Annotated in this window: 15 protein-coding genes; 9 read left to right on the forward strand and 6 right to left on the reverse strand. The window is 72.3% G+C overall.

Features of this window, described 5'->3' with window-relative positions; all coding sequences use genetic code 11:
* Nucleotides 1–117: 117 nt before the first annotated feature.
* Nucleotides 118–1,431, reverse strand: coding sequence for a M20/M25/M40 family metallo-hydrolase (locus tag P8R59_RS07335; RefSeq protein WP_278103382.1), 1,314 nt, complete (start codon nucleotides 1,429–1,431; stop codon nucleotides 118–120).
* Nucleotides 1,432–1,570: 139 nt separating this feature from the next.
* Here P8R59_RS07335 and P8R59_RS07340 point away from each other — a divergent pair, with 139 nt between their 5' ends.
* Together P8R59_RS07340 and P8R59_RS07345 are read left to right on the forward strand one after the other, a co-directional pair.
* Nucleotides 1,571–2,005, forward strand: a complete 435-nt coding sequence (locus P8R59_RS07340; RefSeq protein WP_278103383.1) for an SRPBCC family protein — start codon at nucleotides 1,571–1,573, stop codon at nucleotides 2,003–2,005.
* A 7-nt stretch (nucleotides 2,006–2,012) separates the two neighbouring features.
* Entirely contained in the window at nucleotides 2,013–2,477 is a 465-nt protein-coding gene (locus P8R59_RS07345; protein ID WP_278103384.1) for a MarR family winged helix-turn-helix transcriptional regulator, read from the forward strand.
* A gap of 84 nt (nucleotides 2,478–2,561) precedes the next feature.
* Here P8R59_RS07345 and P8R59_RS07350 read toward each other — a convergent pair whose 3' ends face one another.
* Nucleotides 2,562–3,266: an SDR family NAD(P)-dependent oxidoreductase gene (locus tag P8R59_RS07350; RefSeq protein ID WP_077050906.1), complete on the reverse strand. Its 705-nt coding sequence runs from the start codon at nucleotides 3,264–3,266 to the stop codon at nucleotides 2,562–2,564.
* Between the two features lie 184 nt (nucleotides 3,267–3,450).
* A complete protein-coding gene (locus tag P8R59_RS07355; protein WP_278103385.1) occupies nucleotides 3,451–3,951 on the reverse strand; it encodes a pyridoxamine 5'-phosphate oxidase family protein in 501 nt (166 codons plus the stop codon).
* Nucleotides 3,952–4,153: 202 nt separating this feature from the next.
* On the opposite strand from P8R59_RS07355, the gene P8R59_RS07360 reads away from it, so the two are divergent.
* From P8R59_RS07360 to P8R59_RS07375, 4 genes are all read left to right on the forward strand, one after another.
* Nucleotides 4,154–5,158, forward strand: a complete 1,005-nt coding sequence (locus P8R59_RS07360; RefSeq protein WP_278103386.1) for an alpha/beta hydrolase — start codon at nucleotides 4,154–4,156, stop codon at nucleotides 5,156–5,158.
* Nucleotides 5,159–5,314: 156 nt separating this feature from the next.
* Entirely contained in the window at nucleotides 5,315–6,691 is a 1,377-nt protein-coding gene (locus tag P8R59_RS07365; RefSeq protein ID WP_278103387.1) for an amidohydrolase family protein, read from the forward strand.
* Nucleotides 6,692–6,827: 136 nt separating this feature from the next.
* Nucleotides 6,828–7,643: a hypothetical protein gene (locus P8R59_RS07370; protein WP_077050896.1), complete on the forward strand. Its 816-nt coding sequence runs from the start codon at nucleotides 6,828–6,830 to the stop codon at nucleotides 7,641–7,643.
* 77 nt (nucleotides 7,644–7,720) lie between these two features.
* Nucleotides 7,721–8,509 (forward strand): alpha/beta fold hydrolase, encoded by a 789-nt coding sequence (locus tag P8R59_RS07375; RefSeq protein ID WP_278103388.1) that lies wholly within the window; start codon nucleotides 7,721–7,723, stop codon nucleotides 8,507–8,509.
* A gap of 42 nt (nucleotides 8,510–8,551) precedes the next feature.
* Here the strand turns inward: P8R59_RS07375 and P8R59_RS07380 are convergent, their stop codons facing one another.
* Both P8R59_RS07380 and P8R59_RS07385 read right to left on the reverse strand, forming a co-directional pair.
* A complete protein-coding gene (locus tag P8R59_RS07380) occupies nucleotides 8,552–9,265 on the reverse strand; it encodes a response regulator (RefSeq protein WP_278103389.1) in 714 nt (237 codons plus the stop codon).
* Entirely contained in the window at nucleotides 9,262–10,542 is a 1,281-nt protein-coding gene (locus tag P8R59_RS07385; RefSeq protein ID WP_278103390.1) for a sensor histidine kinase, read from the reverse strand. Before P8R59_RS07385 ends, P8R59_RS07380 begins: the two co-directional genes overlap by 4 nt.
* Nucleotides 10,543–10,663: 121 nt before the next feature.
* On the opposite strand from P8R59_RS07385, the gene P8R59_RS07390 reads away from it, so the two are divergent.
* The 3 genes from P8R59_RS07390 to P8R59_RS07400 are packed head-to-tail and all read left to right on the forward strand — an operon-like array spanning nucleotide 10,664 to nucleotide 13,876.
* The gene (locus P8R59_RS07390; RefSeq protein ID WP_278103391.1) at nucleotides 10,664–11,698 is read left to right on the forward strand and encodes a tripartite tricarboxylate transporter substrate binding protein; all 1,035 of its coding nucleotides are present in this window, start codon (nucleotides 10,664–10,666) and stop codon (nucleotides 11,696–11,698) included.
* Nucleotides 11,698–12,330 (forward strand): tripartite tricarboxylate transporter TctB family protein, encoded by a 633-nt coding sequence (locus P8R59_RS07395; RefSeq protein WP_278103392.1) that lies wholly within the window; start codon nucleotides 11,698–11,700, stop codon nucleotides 12,328–12,330. The genes P8R59_RS07390 and P8R59_RS07395 overlap by 1 nt, the downstream gene beginning before the upstream one ends.
* Before the next feature lies 1 nt (nucleotide 12,331).
* Nucleotides 12,332–13,876, forward strand: a complete 1,545-nt coding sequence (locus tag P8R59_RS07400; RefSeq protein WP_278103393.1) for a tripartite tricarboxylate transporter permease — start codon at nucleotides 12,332–12,334, stop codon at nucleotides 13,874–13,876.
* A 46-nt stretch (nucleotides 13,877–13,922) separates the two neighbouring features.
* Here the strand turns inward: P8R59_RS07400 and P8R59_RS07405 are convergent, their stop codons facing one another.
* A complete protein-coding gene (locus tag P8R59_RS07405; protein WP_278103394.1) occupies nucleotides 13,923–15,131 on the reverse strand; it encodes an MFS transporter in 1,209 nt (402 codons plus the stop codon).
* Nucleotides 15,132–15,138 lie beyond the last annotated feature (7 nt).

A 15,138-nucleotide genomic window follows, 5' to 3' on the forward strand; every position in this document is an offset into this window, starting at 1 on the left:
GGGAGCCACGAGCGGTAACACGATGGACGCGCGGGGCGCCGGCGCGCTATGCGGCGGGGCGGCGGGCGGCGGTGGGGCGGCGGCGGGGGCGGGCGCGGCGGCGGGCGGGGGCGCGGGTCAGGCGTCGCGGAGGATCCGCGCCGTCACGCGGGCGCCGAAGTACACGGCATCCACGGGGACGCGCTCGTCGGCGGCGTGGAACTGGCCGAACACGTCGAAGTCGGCCGGCACGCGGAGCGGGACGAACCCGTATCCCCGGATGCCGAGGCGGGCGAGGTGCTTGTTGTCGGTGCTGGCCGGCAGGAGGTAGGGCACGACGGTTCCGTCGGGGTCCTCCGCGGTGATGGCATCCTGCAGGACGTCCAGCAGGGGCGCGTCGACGGGGGATTCGATGGCCGGGATGTCCCGGGCCCACGCGACGGCGATGTCGTCGCCGACGACCTCGGCCAGCTGTGCGCGCACCGCCTCGCCCTGGCCGGGGAGGACGCGGACATCGAGCGTGGCGCTCGCCGCGGCGGGGATGACGTTCGCCTTCCCTCCGGCGGTGAGGACCGTCGGCGACGCGGTGTTGCGCGTCCCCGCGCCGATCACCGAGGCGGCGAAACCGAGGCGCTGCAGGTCGACGTCGAGGTCGTCGCCGTCGAACGGCTGTCCGCTGGCGCGGCCGTAGACCTCGAGGAACCGTTCCGACGTCGCCGTGCGGACGAGGGGGAACCGGTGCTCCCCGATCGCGACGACCGCGCGGGCGAGGCGCACGACCGCGTTGTCGTCGGTCGGTCGCGAGCCGTGGGCGGCGTGCCCTCTCGCGGTCAGCGTCGCCGTTGTCACGCCCTTCTCGGCCGTGGCGACGAGGTACGCGCGGCGGTCGCCCGGAAGCGGCAGCGAGAACCCGCCGACCTCGCTGATCGCCTCGGTGGCGCCGGCGAAGAGCTCGGGACGGTTCTGCACGATCCAGCGGGCACCCCAGACGCCGCCCGCCTCCTCGTCGGCGAAGAACGCGAAGATGAGGTCGCGGCGCGGGACGATGCCGTCGCGGCGGAACGCCCGCGCGATCGCGAGCAGCATGCCGGCGAAGTCCTTCATGTCGACGGCGCCGCGGCCGTAGAGCATTCCGTCGTGGATCTCCGCGCCGAACGGGGGGTGGGTCCAGTCGGTCGCCTCGACCGGCACGACGTCGAGGTGGGCGTGCGCGACGAGGGCACCGGCATCCGGATCCGACCCGGGAAGGCGCGCGACCACGCTGGCGCGCCCCGGCCACGGCTCGACGAGGTGCGTCTCGTACCCGACCTCGCGCAGGCGCTCCTGGACGAACAGCGCCGCGCGGGTCTCGCCGTCGCCGATGGTGGCCGGATCGCCCGTGTTGACGCTGTCGATGCGGATCAGGGCGCGGACGAAGTCCAGAGCCTCGGTCTCGAGATCGGACACGGTCATGAACGCTCCGTGGGAAGGGGAAGACGACAACGCCCAACGTAGCGATGCCCGGGAGGGAGTCGGCGCTCCCCGTCACGGGCAGTCACAAGTGGGCGAGCGTTCACTTGCGATCAATGTAGTAAGCGCGCATACTAAAACCATGATCACTCTCGCCTCCGTGCGCCGCTCCGCCGCCGCACCTCCCGCCGCCTTCTTCGCCCGCTGGATCGACCACGCCACCTGGAGCGAATGGTCGCCCGACACCGAGTGGGTGCGCGTCGACGGCCCGGTGCGGCTCGGGGCGCACGGCATCCTGAAGCCGAAGGGCGGACCCCGGACGCCGTTCACCATCTCGGAGCTCGAGACCGACCGCGTCTACACCGACGTGTCGCGTGTCCCCGGCGCGCGGCTCACGTTCCGCCACACCGCGGAGCCGTCCGCCGAAGGATCTGCCCTCTCCGTCGAGGTCACGCTCGACGGACCATTGGCGTGGCTCTGGGTGCGCACGGCGTTCTCCGGATTCGAACGCTCCGCGATCGAGGACCTCGATCGGCTCATCGCCGTGATGGAGATGCCGGCGTCGTCCGCGCGATGATCGAGGAATGACCACGCCCCTCGACACTCGCTTCGCCTCGGCCGATGAGAGCCCCGGGTTCCTGCTCTGGCAGGTCACGAACCGCTGGCAGGCCGCGGTCCGTCGGGCGCTCGCGCCGTTCGACGTGACGCACGTGCAGTTCGTCCTGCTCGCCGTGCTCACCTATGGAGACGTCGAGGAGGGACTGACGCAGGCCGAGGTCAGCCGCCGCGCGGGGGCGGACCCGATGATGGTGTCGCAGGTGCTCCGCGCCCTCGCCGCCCGTGGACTCGTCGAGAGGACCCCTGATGCCGTCGACCGCCGCGCGGTCCGCGTTCGGCCCACGGCCGAGGGACGCGCGCTCGCCCGCACGGCCAATCACGCTGTGGAGGACGTCGACGAGACCTTTTTCGGCCCCGGCTCCCTGGCATCCGGCACGCTCGTCGGCCACTTGTCCGCGGTGCTCGACCGCTCCCGCGAGCCGAACTCCTGAGAAATCCGCGGATCGAGGCCCTTGCTCCGCGGGTGCGCCCCGAGGGTGCCCGTTTCTCAGGAGTTCGGTCCGGGCGGCCCGGGCTCAGTGCATGATCATGCCGCCGGTGACGTTGATCGCCTGGCCGGTGAGGTAGCCCCCGGCGGGCGAGGCGAGGAAGTGCGTCACCCCGGCGACGTCCTCCGGGATGCCGAGGCGACCGAGCGGGGACTTCGCGCTCCACGCCGCGACGTCGGCCTCGGACCGGGTGTCGGCGCCCATGTCGGTGAGCACGTACCCCGGGCAGACGGCGTTGACGGTGACGCCGTGGCATCCCCATTCCTGCGCCCCGGCGCGCGTGAGCGCCACGACCGCCGCCTTCGACGCCGCGTAGTGCCCCTCGCCGCCGCCGCCGTGTTTGGCGGCCATGCTCGCGATGTTGACGATCGAGCCCTGCCGGGCCTCGAGCATCACGGGGGCGACGGCCTGCATCGTGACGAGGGTCGCGCGGGCGTTGATGTCGAGGACGCGATCCCAATCGTCGACGGTGATGTCCAGGAGCGACGCGTGCTGGAAGATCCCGGCGCAGTTCACCAGGACGTCGACGCCGCCGAGCGCCTCGATCGCCTCGCCCACCGCGCGCCGCGTGTCGAGCGGGTCGAGAAGATCGACCGGGAAGAAGGATGCCGAGCAGCCCGCGGGCGCGCGCCGGTCGAGCACCGCGACCTCCGCGCCGTCGGCCGTGAAGCGCTGGACGATGGCGGCGCCGATGCCGCCGGAACCCCCGGTCACGATGACGCGCTGCGACATGGTTCTCCTCACCCGGGCGTCGGGAGCGCCCGTCGGCGTCACCGTACGCCCGGGCGCGAACGGCCCCGCGACGCGGGTGTTTCGGTGGCGTAACGGGGTGCCGTGGCGTCGTCCCGGCGGCCCCTCCTCGCGAGAAACGGCGTTCGCGTCCAGAAACGGCGGGTCGTCCCGTTTCTCGCCGGGATCAGCGTTTATCGGCGGGGGCCGCGAGCATCGCCCACACCTCGGTGACGTCGACCTCGAGCCGGGCATCGGTCCCGCGCGAGCGCCAGGCGTCGCGATCGAACACGAACGCCCCCTGCACCTCGAGCACGTACAGCCGCTTCGTCGGCACGTCGAGCACCGTCGCCGGGTCGTCGTCGCCGGCATCGCGGGGGAGCCGCGCGGCCAGCACCGCACGGATCGCCGAGGCGTCGGCATCCACCTCCCGCGCCGCGAACGCCAGCTGCACGCCATCCGCGTCGGCGGGTGCGGCTGTGGAGTCGAAGACGACCCCGGATGCCACCCCCGACGCCGCGATCGCGCGCGCGTGCCGCGACGAGACGTCCGACTCGACGTACAGACCGCGCGGGAGGAGCCGGTACTGCGCCGCCGCGGTCCAGGGGCCGTCGGCGTCGGCGGTGCCGATCACGACGAAACGCTGGGTCGCGAGGATCGCGGCCGCGCGCCGCACGGGAGAGGTCATGCGGCCATGTTTCGGCATGTGGGCGACGGCGGTGTTTCCGCGCCGTAACGCTTGCCGCGGCGGGCCCGGTTCCGGCGCTCGAGGGTGTCTCGAGGGTGTTGAGTGTCCAAGACACGCGGACGCGGTCGCGCGGCATCCGCGTGTCTTGGACACTGAACGGGCCGATCCCGCCCCGACCGCACCGCCCGACCCGAGGAGCGCCGTGAGCGACAGCGTCCACCCCGCGATCACCGACCCCGACGTCCGCGCGCACCTCGCGCGTCTCGCGGCGCGCGCGGGCACGATCCCCTCGGGGGCAACGGATGCCGAGGGCGACGACGCCGCGCGGATCGCCGAGCTGCGCGCCAACCCGTCGTGGGTGCGGCTGCCCGACGACGACGTGGTCGAGTCGATCGACACCTCCGACGGCGACCTCGCCCTGCGGCTCTACCGGCCGAGGGCCGAGCACCGCGGGACCCTCGTGTTCGCCCACGGCGGCGGGTGGGTCGCGGGCGACCTCGCCAACAACGACGCCCTGTGCCGCGCGCTCGCCGCGGCCACCGGCGCGCAGGTGCTGAGCGTCGACTACCGTCTCGCGCCCGAGCACCCGTTCCCCGCCGGCCTCGACGACCTCGACCGCGCGCTGCGCTTCGCCGCCGCGGGAGCCGGCGGTCTCGTCGACCCCGCGCTCCTCGGCGTCGTCGGGCACAGCGCGGGCGGCAACCTCGCCGCCGCTCTGGCGTTGCGCTCCCGCGAGGGTCGGGCCCCCGGCATCCGGGTCCAGGTGCTGCTGTGCCCCGTGCTCGACGCCCCCGATCCCGACCGGCCCAGCTACCGCGCGCACACCGAGAACCTGCCGCTGACCGCGAAGGGCATGCAGTGGTACTGGGGGCTGTACGTCCAGGATACCGCGGGGGCGGGCGCCGCGGGGGCGGGTGCCGCGGGGGCGGCCGCCGCGGGTGCCGCCACCCCGGTGCCCGTCGAGGCCGCGCCGTTGCGCGCGCCGGAGCTCGCCGGTTCGGCTCGGGCCGTGATCGTCGCGGCCGGCGTCGACCCGCTGTCGGACGAAGCCGAGGAGTACGCCGAGCGGTTGGCGGCATCCGGAACCCCGGTCGAGTTCGTGCGGCGGGAGGGCGTTCCGCACCTGTTCCTGGTGTTCCCGTCGACGCCCGCGCGCGACGCCGTGCTGGCGGCGGTGGCGCCGGCGGTGCGGGCGGCGTTCGCCTGACCTTCTCGAACCTCGTCCCATTTGTGGTCGGTCTGACACTTTCACAGCGACCGTTTGTGGGACATGTTCTGCCGAGAGTGGGACGAGGGACCCCCGCAAACAGCCCGCCACCCTCTCGGAACACCGCGGAAACACGCGATTGTTACCGTCATCAACATGTCGCTTCTGGTCACGAACGCACGGCTCATCACGGTCCCCGCGGGCACCGACGACCCCGGCTACATCGAGCGCGGATACCTGCTCGTCCAGGACGGACGCATTGCCGCGATCGGCGCCGGCGACCCCGCCCCGGGGCTCACGGCCGACGAGATCCTCGACGTCGACGGCAAGTTCGTCGCCCCCGGTTTCGTCTCGTCGCACAGCCACCTGTTCACGAGCGGCTCCCGCGGACTCGGCGTCGACCAGACGCTGTACGGCTGGTGCACGTCGATGTTCAGCGTGCTCAACAACGCCTCGCCCGACCAGATCTACTGGGCGACGCTGCACGGGTCGCTCGACTTCCTCGCCAACGGCGTGACGACCGCGTACAACTTCACCGACCCGCTGCTGCCGTGGGAGCCGATGGTCGAGGGCAAGCGCGCCGACGGCGGCGGCGTCCTGCGCGATCACGCGTGGCACACCCGCCAGGCGGATGGATGCCACGACGCAGGGCTCCGCTTCGTCGACTCCATCGCCCTGGACGCGACCGTCGGCACCGACGACGAGATCTTCGCGCGGTTCGAGGCCTCCCTCGACCACGTCCTCGCGATGGACCCGGACATCGCGCTCGGCGCCTCGATCATGGGACAGGTGCAGTGGTCGACCCGGCCCGACGCGGCCGAGATCGAGGTCGCCGTCATGGACCGCTTCGGCGTAACCAACCAGGCGCACTTCCTCGAGACGTACGAAGCCATCGAGCACCAGCAGACGAAGTTCCAGCTCTACAAGAACGCCGGTGCCCTGCGCCCCGGCATGATGTTCGGGCACTTCATCCAGACGACGCCCGAGATCATCGCGGATGCCGCCGCGGGCGGTGCCAGCATGTCGTGGCAGCCGGCATCCAACGGGCGTCTCGCGTCGGGCATCGCGCACGTGCCCGAGATGCTCGACCTCGGCATGAAGGTCGGCATGGGCCTGGACGACCAGGCGTGCACCGACGTCGCCGACCCCTGGCAGAACATGCGCATGGGCATGTTCATGCAGCGCGCGCGCACCCACGACCCGCTGTCGATGATGCCCGAGCGCGTGCTGCGCCTGCACACCCTCGGCGGGGCCGAGATCATGGGCGTCGACGACCGCGTGGGCAGCCTCGAGGTCGGGAAGTTCGCCGACTTCGTGGTCGTCGACCCGCGGCTTCCCGACGTCGGTCCGCTGTGGAACCCGGTGCGCAGCTACGTGCTCGCGTGCGGCCTGCGCAACCTGAAGCAGGTGTACGTCGGCGGCAAGCTCGTGAACGAGAACGGCGTCTCGACGAACCCGCTCGCCGCGGAGGCGACGCACGTGCTGCACACGGAGCTCCCGGCGCTGGCGGACGAGTTCGGCGTCATCCTCTGACACGACGTCGAGACGAGAGACGTCGAGACGAGAGGCGTCAGGACTCACGGGGGTCGGTCCCGTAACGTCGAGGGCTGAGGCTCGTCACGACGTCGTGAGGACGTGCTCTCGGACACGCACGCACGAAAGGGCCATCATGACCGCACCCGACCCCGCGATCTCACCACCGGCATCCTCCGATGAGCGCTTCGCCGCGGTCACATCCGGACTGATCGCGGGAGTGAGGTCGCGCGACGACCTGGCGGGTCTCGTCCTCCTGGGCTCCGCCTCCGATGCGGGCGCACATCGTCGTGACGAGTGGTCGGACCACGACTTCTTCGTCATCGCGCAGACAGGGCGAGGCGACGCGGCACGCGCGGACCTCACCTGGCTCCCCGACCCGCACCGCATGGTCCTCCTCGCGAGAGAAGGGGGCATCGGGTTCGTGGCGATGTACGACGACGGGCACGTCCTCGAATTCGCGCTCGCCGAGCCACCGGAACTCGCCGGGGCCGTCGCGGGTGACGCCAGCGTCGTGGTCGACTCCGACCAGGTCACGGCTCAGATCGTCGCCGCCGGTCAGCGGGAAGCGGTCGCGCGTGACGCGTTCGACCCGATCAACGAGACGAATCTCGTCCTGGTCAAGATCCTGCTGGGCATGGGACGGGTCCGGCGCGGGGAGATCCTGAACGGCGGCCAGTTCATCCGTCTCCACGCTGTCAACCACCTCGTACGCGCCATCCGAGCCCGGTACCCCGGAGCCGCACCGGAGTCGCGCGACCGTATCGACCCGACACGGAGATTCGAGCACGATTACCCACGGTGGGCCGCCGAGATCAGCGGTGCCCTCGACAAGCCGGTAGAGGAAGCGGCGCACGCCCTGTTCGTCCTCGCCTGCGACATCCTCCGACCCGGCTGGGAGGACTTCCCCGACCGCGCCGCCCGCGCGGTCGGGCGCCGTCTCGGGTGGTGACGTTCCGGCGCGCCTCGATTCGCATTCTGAGGCAGCGTGTCCGGGATACTCGACCCGGCTTGTGCGAGCCTGGGCGTATGCGCACGGCGATCGCGGGTCTCGACGTCCACGTCTCGCACGACGACGTCGTCGGGCGCGACGTGCTCCTCTGGCACCACGGCTCGCCGCAGACCGGTGCGATCCTTCCGCCCGTGCAGGCGGCGGCCGACGCCCGAGGGCTGGCTGTCGTGTCGGTGGCGCGGCCGGCCTATGCGCTCTCGCCGCGCGTGCCGGGTCGGACCGTCGCCGACGTCGCTGTGGGGCTGCGTCCCGTGCTCGAGGCTTTGGGTGTGGCATCCGTCGTCTCCGTCGGGGCGTCGGGCGGCGGACCGCACGCGCTCGCGTCTGCGGCCGTGATGCCCGGGCTCGTCCGCCGCGTCGTCACGTTCGCCTCGCCCGCACCGTTCGACGGAACCGAGGAGTGGTTCGCCGGGATGCAGGCGCCGCAGGCGCTCCGCGCCGCGGCGGAGGGTGAAGTGGCGCGGCGCCGGTTCGCCGAGATCGACGAATTCGATCCGGATTCCTTCGTGGATGCCGACTACGCGGCACTGCGAGGGGAGTGGGCGTCGCTCGGCGCCGACGTCGGGGCGTCGGCCGAGTTCGGTGACGACGGGCTCATCGACGACGACCTCGCCTTCGCGCGGCCGTGGGGGTTCGATCTGGCGGATGTCACGGCATCCGTCCTGCTGGTGCAGGGCGAGCGGGACCGCGTGATCCCGCCGCGGCACGCGCGGCTGCTCTCGGAGGCGCTCCCGGACGTCGCGCTGCAGACGCACCCCGGCGACGGCCACGTCTCGGTGCTGCGGCACCTCGCGGCCGCGCTCTAGCCGACCCGGCCCCGGCTCGCAGGACCGGACGTGCGCCGCGTCTCACTCCGGCGGGGCGGGAGCCAGCCGGTAGAGGATCCGTGGGCGGCCGCGGGCGCCGTACCGGTGCGCGAGGTCGATGACACCGGTCGCGACGAGGTGCTCGAGGTAGCGCTGCGCGGTGGCGCGCGACAGTCCGCACGCGGTCGCCACCTCGGCTGCCGACACGAACGCGACCGGGTCCAGGGCCGCGCGCACCCGCTCGAGGGTCACGGATGCCAAGCCCTTCGGTCGCGCCTCCGGTGCGGTGCGCGTCGGCACGCGCACGGTTCCGGTGCCGAGCAGACGGTCGATATCGCCCTGGCTGAGAGCGCGGTCGCGGTCGGCATCCGCTCTCTCGCTCCGTTCGACGCGGTACGCCTCGAGCCTCCGGCGGAGCGTGTCCGCCGTGAACGGTTTGACGAGGTAGCCGACGACGTGGGCGGCGAGCGCCTGCCGCACGGTGACCTGGTCCTGCGATGAGCTGATGACGAGCACGTCGACCGCCCCGGCGCCGAGGGTCCGGAGTCGGTGCAGCACCTCGACACCGCTGATGTCGGGGAGGCGCATGTCGAGCAGCACGAGGTCGATGCCCGCCTGCGCCGAAGCGATCGCCCCCGCCCCGTCCGCCGCGGAGCCGACGACCGCGAAGCCCGGCACCTCGGCGACGTAGCGGCCGTGCAGCGCACGGGCTGCGGCGTCGTCGTCGACGACGAGGACGCGGATCCGGTCGGTCATCGCGGCGCCGCCATGTCGAACTCGAACCTCGTCCCGCCCCACGCCGACCGGGTGACGAGGATCTCGCCGCCGCGCTCGGTCACCGCCCGCCGGACGACGGCGAGCCCGATGCCGCGGCCCGTCCCGGTGAGGTCGGGCTTGGAGGTGTACCCGAGCGTGAACGCGTGCTCGACGTCGCGCGGATCGATCCCCGGGCCGTCGTCGTCGACCGAGCCGTGCAGGACGTCCCCCACGAGGTCGAGGCTGCACCGGACGCGCGTCGCGCCCGCCTCGGCGGCGTTGCGGCACAGGTTCACCAGCACGAGCACGACAGTCTCGTCGATCGCGATGTCCCGGTCGATCCGCACCTCCAGACGCGCCCCGAGTGACGAGACCTCGCTGCGCAGCGCCTCGATGCTCGCGCTGACGACCGAGGCATCCAGTCGGCTGTCGGAGGGTTCGCGGGGAGTGAGTCCGGGCAGCGCGTCGGAGATGTAGGTCAGGGCGTCGCGGGTGTCGCCGTGCGAGATGAGGCCGTGCAGCACGTGCAGGCGCGTGCCGAACTCGTGCGCCTGCTCGCGCAGCGCCACCATCGTGCGGGCCGTCCGCTCCTGCTCGGCGGCGAGGTCGTCCAGCCGCCGGAAGCGTCGCTCGATCGCCGCGGCCAGCAGCGACGACGCGATCGTTCCGATGACGAGCGCGCCGAGCGCCCACGGCAGGAGGTCGCCGAGCGCGTCGTCGCGGTCGGACAGGATGCTCGACTCCAGCACCCCGACGGCCACCATCCCCACGACGGTTTCCCCGTCGCGCACGGGTACCTTCGCGCGCAACGAGCTGCCCGAGGGGCCCGTCTCGGTGCCGAGGAACGGCACCCCCGCCAGCACGCTCGCGTTGGCGGTCTCGACCTGGCGTCCGCGTTGGGCGCTCGCCGGGTGGGTGATGCGGACACCCTCGTCGTCCGTGATCACGACGTAGAACACCCCGGTCGTGCGCTCGATCAGGTCGGCCAGCGGCTGCAGCGTCGCCGTGGCGCCGGTGAGGGCGGCGGCATCCGCGAGCCGTTCCGGCGTGCCGACGGACGACACGGATGCCACGGTGTCGCGGACGTCGTCGAGCTCGGCGAGGCTCGCCGCGACGTCGTACACGCGCTCGGCGGTGTCGTCGCGGATGTGGCGCTCCTGCACCGACGCGGCGATGAAGGTCGTGACGCCGACGGCGGTCAGCACGATGAGGCTCGGCAGCACGATGAGCGCGCGACGGACGCCACGGGTGCGGGCCGCGGGGGCGGTGTCGGACATGGGGGTGACATTCTTTCGCGCGCAATATGAGCACAAATCGACCGGGGGGTGCGTCGCACTCCCGCCCCTGCGAGCGTCGTCACATTCTGCGAAACGACGACGTTCGCAAGGAGGAGCTGTGATGACGGAGCTTACGCCTCCCGCTGTCCGCGACCATGCCGCGGACGGTCCCCCCGGCCGCCGCCGATGGGTCGGCCGCACGATCGGCGGCATCGTCGGCGTCGCGGCCATCGCGACCGCCGCGTACGGATCGATCACTTCCGCCGCCGCGGGCGACGACATCCACGCGTCGATGACGATCATCGCCCCCGCCGCCGCGGGAGGCGGCTGGGACGGTGTCGCGCGCGAGCTGCAGCAGGCCCAGAAGGCGAATGGGCTGGTGAACAACGTCCAGGTGGTGAACATGCCGGGCGCCGGCGGCACGATCGCCCTCGGCAACGTGTCGGTGCTGAACGGCCAGGCCAACAACCTCCTCGTCGGGGGAACGGGTCTCCTCGCCGCGACCGTGCAGTTCAACTCGGCGGCGACCCTCGATGACGTGACCCCCCTCGCGGTCATGGTCGAGGAGTACGACGTCATCGTCGTGCCGGCGAACTCGCCGTTCCAGACGCTCGACGACCTCGTGCAGGCGTGGAAGGCCGACCCCAAGGCCCTGCCCTGGACCGGCGGCGGGTCGTTCGACCAGCTCGTCGTCGCGGAGCTGGCGCTCGCCGCCGGCATCCCGCCCGTCGACATGACCTACATCTCGTCCGACGGTGGAGGCGAGGCGATCCAGGCGCTGCTGAACGGTACCGCGCAGGCCGCCGCGGGCGGTTACCCCGACAACATCGACCAGATCGAGTCGGGGCGTCTGCGCGCCCTCGCGCTGGTCGCCGAACAGCCCCTCGAGGGCGTCGACATCCCGACCGCGATCGACCAGGGCTACGACATGAAGCTCACGAACTGGCGCATGCTCGCCGCCCCGAGCGGACTGAGCGGCGAGCAGGTCGACAGCCTGACGCAGCTCGTCCTCGATTCGACCGCGACCCCGGAGTGGGCCGACGCGCGCGAGCGCTACCACTGGACCGAACGTCTCATCACCGGTGACGACCTCACGGCGTTCCTCGCCGAGGAGCGGGCGCGCATCGAGCGACTGTACGAGGAGATGGGCCTGTGATGCCGTCGAACAACCCCACCTCCGTCTCGGCGGTCGTGGGCGACAAGTTGCGGTTCCGTCGCGGACGCGGTGCGTCCGGCATCGCCAAGGCGCTGGTCATGCCGATGGTGCTCGCGGCGTTCGCGACGTACCTCGTCTACGGCATCGTGACGATGAGGGTGCCCGCCTCCGCGGCGTTCCCCGGGCCGCAGTTCTTCCCCGGGATCATCGCCGCGGGCCTGTACGTCTTCGCCGTGATCCTCGGGATCGCCGCCGTGCGGTCGCTGGGCGAGAACCCGACGATGGATGCCACGACCCCCGGCGCCGGTGAGGCCCCCGCCACCCCCGCCACCGCTGCCTCCGTGGAGGTCCCTGCGGGGGCCGACGCCACAGCCGAGCGCGCGGTCGGCGTCGACTGGCGGTCCTTCGCGTGGGTCGTGGGGCCGTTCCTGATCTTCGCGTTCCTCCTCGGCATCCTGGGCTGGATCATCGCCGCGGCCCTGCTGTTCGCCGGGATCGCGCGCGGCTTCGGGCACGCGCGGCCGCTGTTCGCGCTGTTCGTCGGTCTGACGATCAGCTCCCTCACCTACATCGCGTTCGACATGGGGCTGGGACTCTCCCTGCCCTCCGGCATCCTGGGATGGGCTTTCTGACATGGACGTTCTCGCTCTCCTCGGCGAAGGCTTCGCCGGTGCCCTCACGTGGCAGAACCTCATCTGGGTGCTCGTGGGCTGCGTGCTCGGGACCGCCGTCGGCGTCATGCCGGGCCTGGGCTCGTCGATGGCGGTGGCGCTCCTGCTGCCGGTGACGTTCTCGCTCGACCCGACCGCGGCGTTCATCATGTTCTCGGGCGTGTACTTCGGCGGGCTGTTCGGCGATTCCATCACCGGCATCCTGCTGAACACCCCGGGCCAGGCCTCCGCGATCGCCTCGACGTTCGAGGGGCACAAGATGGCCCTCAACGGACGCGCGGCGCAGGCCCTCGCGACCGCCGCGATCGGCGCGTTCATCGGCGGCATCATCGCGTCGGTGCTGCTGGTGTTCTTCGCGCCGCTGCTGGCCGATCTCTCGAGCAGTTTCGGACCCGCCGAGTTCTTCGCCCTGGCGATCTTCGCCTTCGCCGCGACGTCGTCGGTCGTGACCGACAACGCCGTGAAGGGTCTCGCGTCGCTGTTCCTCGGTCTCGGGATCGCGGTCATCGGCATCGACGGCGTCTCGGGCGCGCCCCGCTTCACGCTGGACTCGCCGAACCTCTTCGACGGCATCTCGCTCATCACCGTGACCGTCGGCATCCTGGCTCTCGGCGAAGTCATCTACGTCGCCTGTCTCGAGCAGCACATTTCCGGGAAGACGATGATCCGCCCGACCGGACGCCCGTGGCTCTCGCGCAGGGAACTCGCCGAGGCCACCCCGGCGTGGCTCCGCGGCACCGCGATCGGTCTGCCGTTCGGCGTCATCCCGGCGGGCGGCTCGGAGATCCCGACGTTCCTCGCCTACGGCATCGAGAAGCGACTGGATGCCAGACGGCGGACGCCGAAGTTCGGCACCGGGGCGATCCGCGGCCTCGCGGCGCCGGAGGCCGCGGGCAACTCCACGACGGGCATGGCGATGGGTTCGCTGCTCGCGCTGGGTCTGCCGGTGTCGGCCACGGCGGCGATCATGCTCGCCGCGTTCCGCCAGTACGGCCTGCAGCCGGGGCCGCTGCTGTTCGAGCGGGCTCCCGACCTGGTGTGGGCGCTCATCGCGAGCTTCTTCCTCGCGATGGTGGTGCTCCTGATCCTGAACCTGCCGTTCGCGATGCTGTGGGCCAAGCTCCTCGTCATCCCGCGCCCGTACCTGTATGCCTCGATCGCCGTGTTCAGCGGACTCGGCATCTACGCGACCTCGGGCGCGACGTTCGACCTCCTCATGCTGCTCGGCGTCGGGCTCCTCGGGTTCCTCCTCCGGACGAACGACTACCCCCTCGCCCCGCTCATCATCGGCATGGTCCTCGGTCCCCTCGCGGAGACGAGCCTGCGGGATGCCGCGATGAGCGCCAACGGCGACCTCACGACTCTCGTGCAGAGCCCCATCGCCCTGGCGATCTACGCGGTGCTCGCGGTGGTCCTGGCCTTCGCAGTTCGCAACCGTGTCATCGCGCGCCGCGCCGCCGCGGCCCCCGCCGCCCGGCCGGAGCCCGCGGACGTCGACGCGCGCTGACGGGCGGTCCCGGCGCTCTCGTCGGCGCCGGGACGCCCGTTCGCCCTCAGCGCCGCGCGACCCGCAGCAGCGCCTCGCCCGCCACGGCGATCACCGCGGCGCACGCGAGGGCCACGGCGATGGTGACGAGCGCGGTCGCGGGGCCCGTGGCATCCAGGGCCGATCCGGCGATCACGCCGCCGATCGGGACGCCCAGCGACATCGCCGCCGTCGGGTAGGCGAGCGTTTCGGTCACACGGCCTTCGGGAGCACGGGCGGATGCCACGAGGATCCCCGAGATCATCACGGGCGACAGCAGCAGGCCGAGGACGAGGATCGCCAAGAACAGCACCGGCGTCACGCCCTGCGTGAGCGGCAGCGCCAGCGCGGCGATCGCGGCCGCGCCGGCGAACCCGATGAACCGCGCGATCGGCGAGAGCCTCCACGCGCGGGCCCCGGTGATCACCGAGCCCACGGCGATCGCGAGGGCGAGCGCGCTGAACGCGGGTCCGGCGAGCCACGGACGTCCCCCCAGCTCGGCCCATCCGACCAGCGTCACGTCGAACGCCCCGAACACGCCGCCCAGGGCGATGCACGCGAGCGCGACGGGCACGATCCCGGCCGGGGGCAGCACCAGACGTGCGCGACCCGTCGCCCCGCTCGCGGCCGGCTGCGTGCGGCGCTGCGACGCCAGCCACACCCCTCCGATGACGCCGAGGGTCAGAGAGCCGAGCATCGCGACCGTCGGGTTCACGGCCGCCGCGACCGCGGTGATGACCGGCGGCCCGGAGATGAACACCATCTGGTCGCCGATGGTCTCGAGCGCGAGGGCCGCGGTCCGCTGCGACGGCGGTGCCAGCACGGTCCACCGGGCTCGCACCGCCGAGGTGAGGTCGGGCGTGGCCGCCCCGGTCGCGAACGCGGCGACGAGCCACGTCCAGAACGGCGCCGCCGTCAGCACCAGGGCGAGCAGCGCGGATGCCGCGAGCACGAGGCATCCGAGCGAGATCAGGATGACGCGGGCCTGGCCGTACCGGTCCATGCGCGACGACCACAGCGGGGCCGCGACCGCCATGCCGCCGACGAGCGGTGCGACGACGATCCCGGCCGAGCCGAAGCTGCCGGTCGCGGCCGAGACGAGGAGGATCACGCCGAGCGACAGGGTCGCGCGGGGGAACCGGGCCAGGATCCCGGCCGCGACGAACGTCCGCGCGCCGGGCAGGCGCAGCACCTGTCCGTAGGCGCGGACGCCCGTGGCCTCGGCCGCGACGCTCATTCCGTGC

The organism is Microbacterium proteolyticum, from assembly GCF_029639405.1.
GTDB lineage: Bacteria > Actinomycetota > Actinomycetes > Actinomycetales > Microbacteriaceae > Microbacterium.

Coding starts and splice junctions, on each gene's coding strand:
- P8R59_RS07370 (WP_077050896.1), top strand. CDS start 6,828: ATGACCGCACCCGACCCCGCGATCTCACCACCGGCATCCTCCGATGAG.
- P8R59_RS07400 (WP_278103393.1), top strand. CDS start 12,332: ATGGACGTTCTCGCTCTCCTCGGCGAAGGCTTCGCCGGTGCCCTCACG.
- P8R59_RS07340 (WP_278103383.1), top strand. CDS start 1,571: ATGATCACTCTCGCCTCCGTGCGCCGCTCCGCCGCCGCACCTCCCGCC.
- P8R59_RS07365 (WP_278103387.1), top strand. CDS start 5,315: ATGTCGCTTCTGGTCACGAACGCACGGCTCATCACGGTCCCCGCGGGC.
- P8R59_RS07345 (WP_278103384.1), top strand. CDS start 2,013: ATGACCACGCCCCTCGACACTCGCTTCGCCTCGGCCGATGAGAGCCCC.
- P8R59_RS07375 (WP_278103388.1), top strand. CDS start 7,721: ATGCGCACGGCGATCGCGGGTCTCGACGTCCACGTCTCGCACGACGAC.
- P8R59_RS07355 (WP_278103385.1), bottom strand. CDS start 3,951: ATGACCTCTCCCGTGCGGCGCGCGGCCGCGATCCTCGCGACCCAGCGT.
- P8R59_RS07395 (WP_278103392.1), top strand. CDS start 11,698: ATGCCGTCGAACAACCCCACCTCCGTCTCGGCGGTCGTGGGCGACAAG.
- P8R59_RS07390 (WP_278103391.1), top strand. CDS start 10,664: ATGACGGAGCTTACGCCTCCCGCTGTCCGCGACCATGCCGCGGACGGT.
- P8R59_RS07335 (WP_278103382.1), bottom strand. CDS start 1,431: ATGACCGTGTCCGATCTCGAGACCGAGGCTCTGGACTTCGTCCGCGCC.
- P8R59_RS07380 (WP_278103389.1), bottom strand. CDS start 9,265: ATGACCGACCGGATCCGCGTCCTCGTCGTCGACGACGACGCCGCAGCC.
- P8R59_RS07385 (WP_278103390.1), bottom strand. CDS start 10,542: ATGTCCGACACCGCCCCCGCGGCCCGCACCCGTGGCGTCCGTCGCGCG.
- P8R59_RS07350 (WP_077050906.1), bottom strand. CDS start 3,266: ATGTCGCAGCGCGTCATCGTGACCGGGGGTTCCGGCGGCATCGGCGCC.
- P8R59_RS07405 (WP_278103394.1), bottom strand. CDS start 15,131: ATGAGCGTCGCGGCCGAGGCCACGGGCGTCCGCGCCTACGGACAGGTG.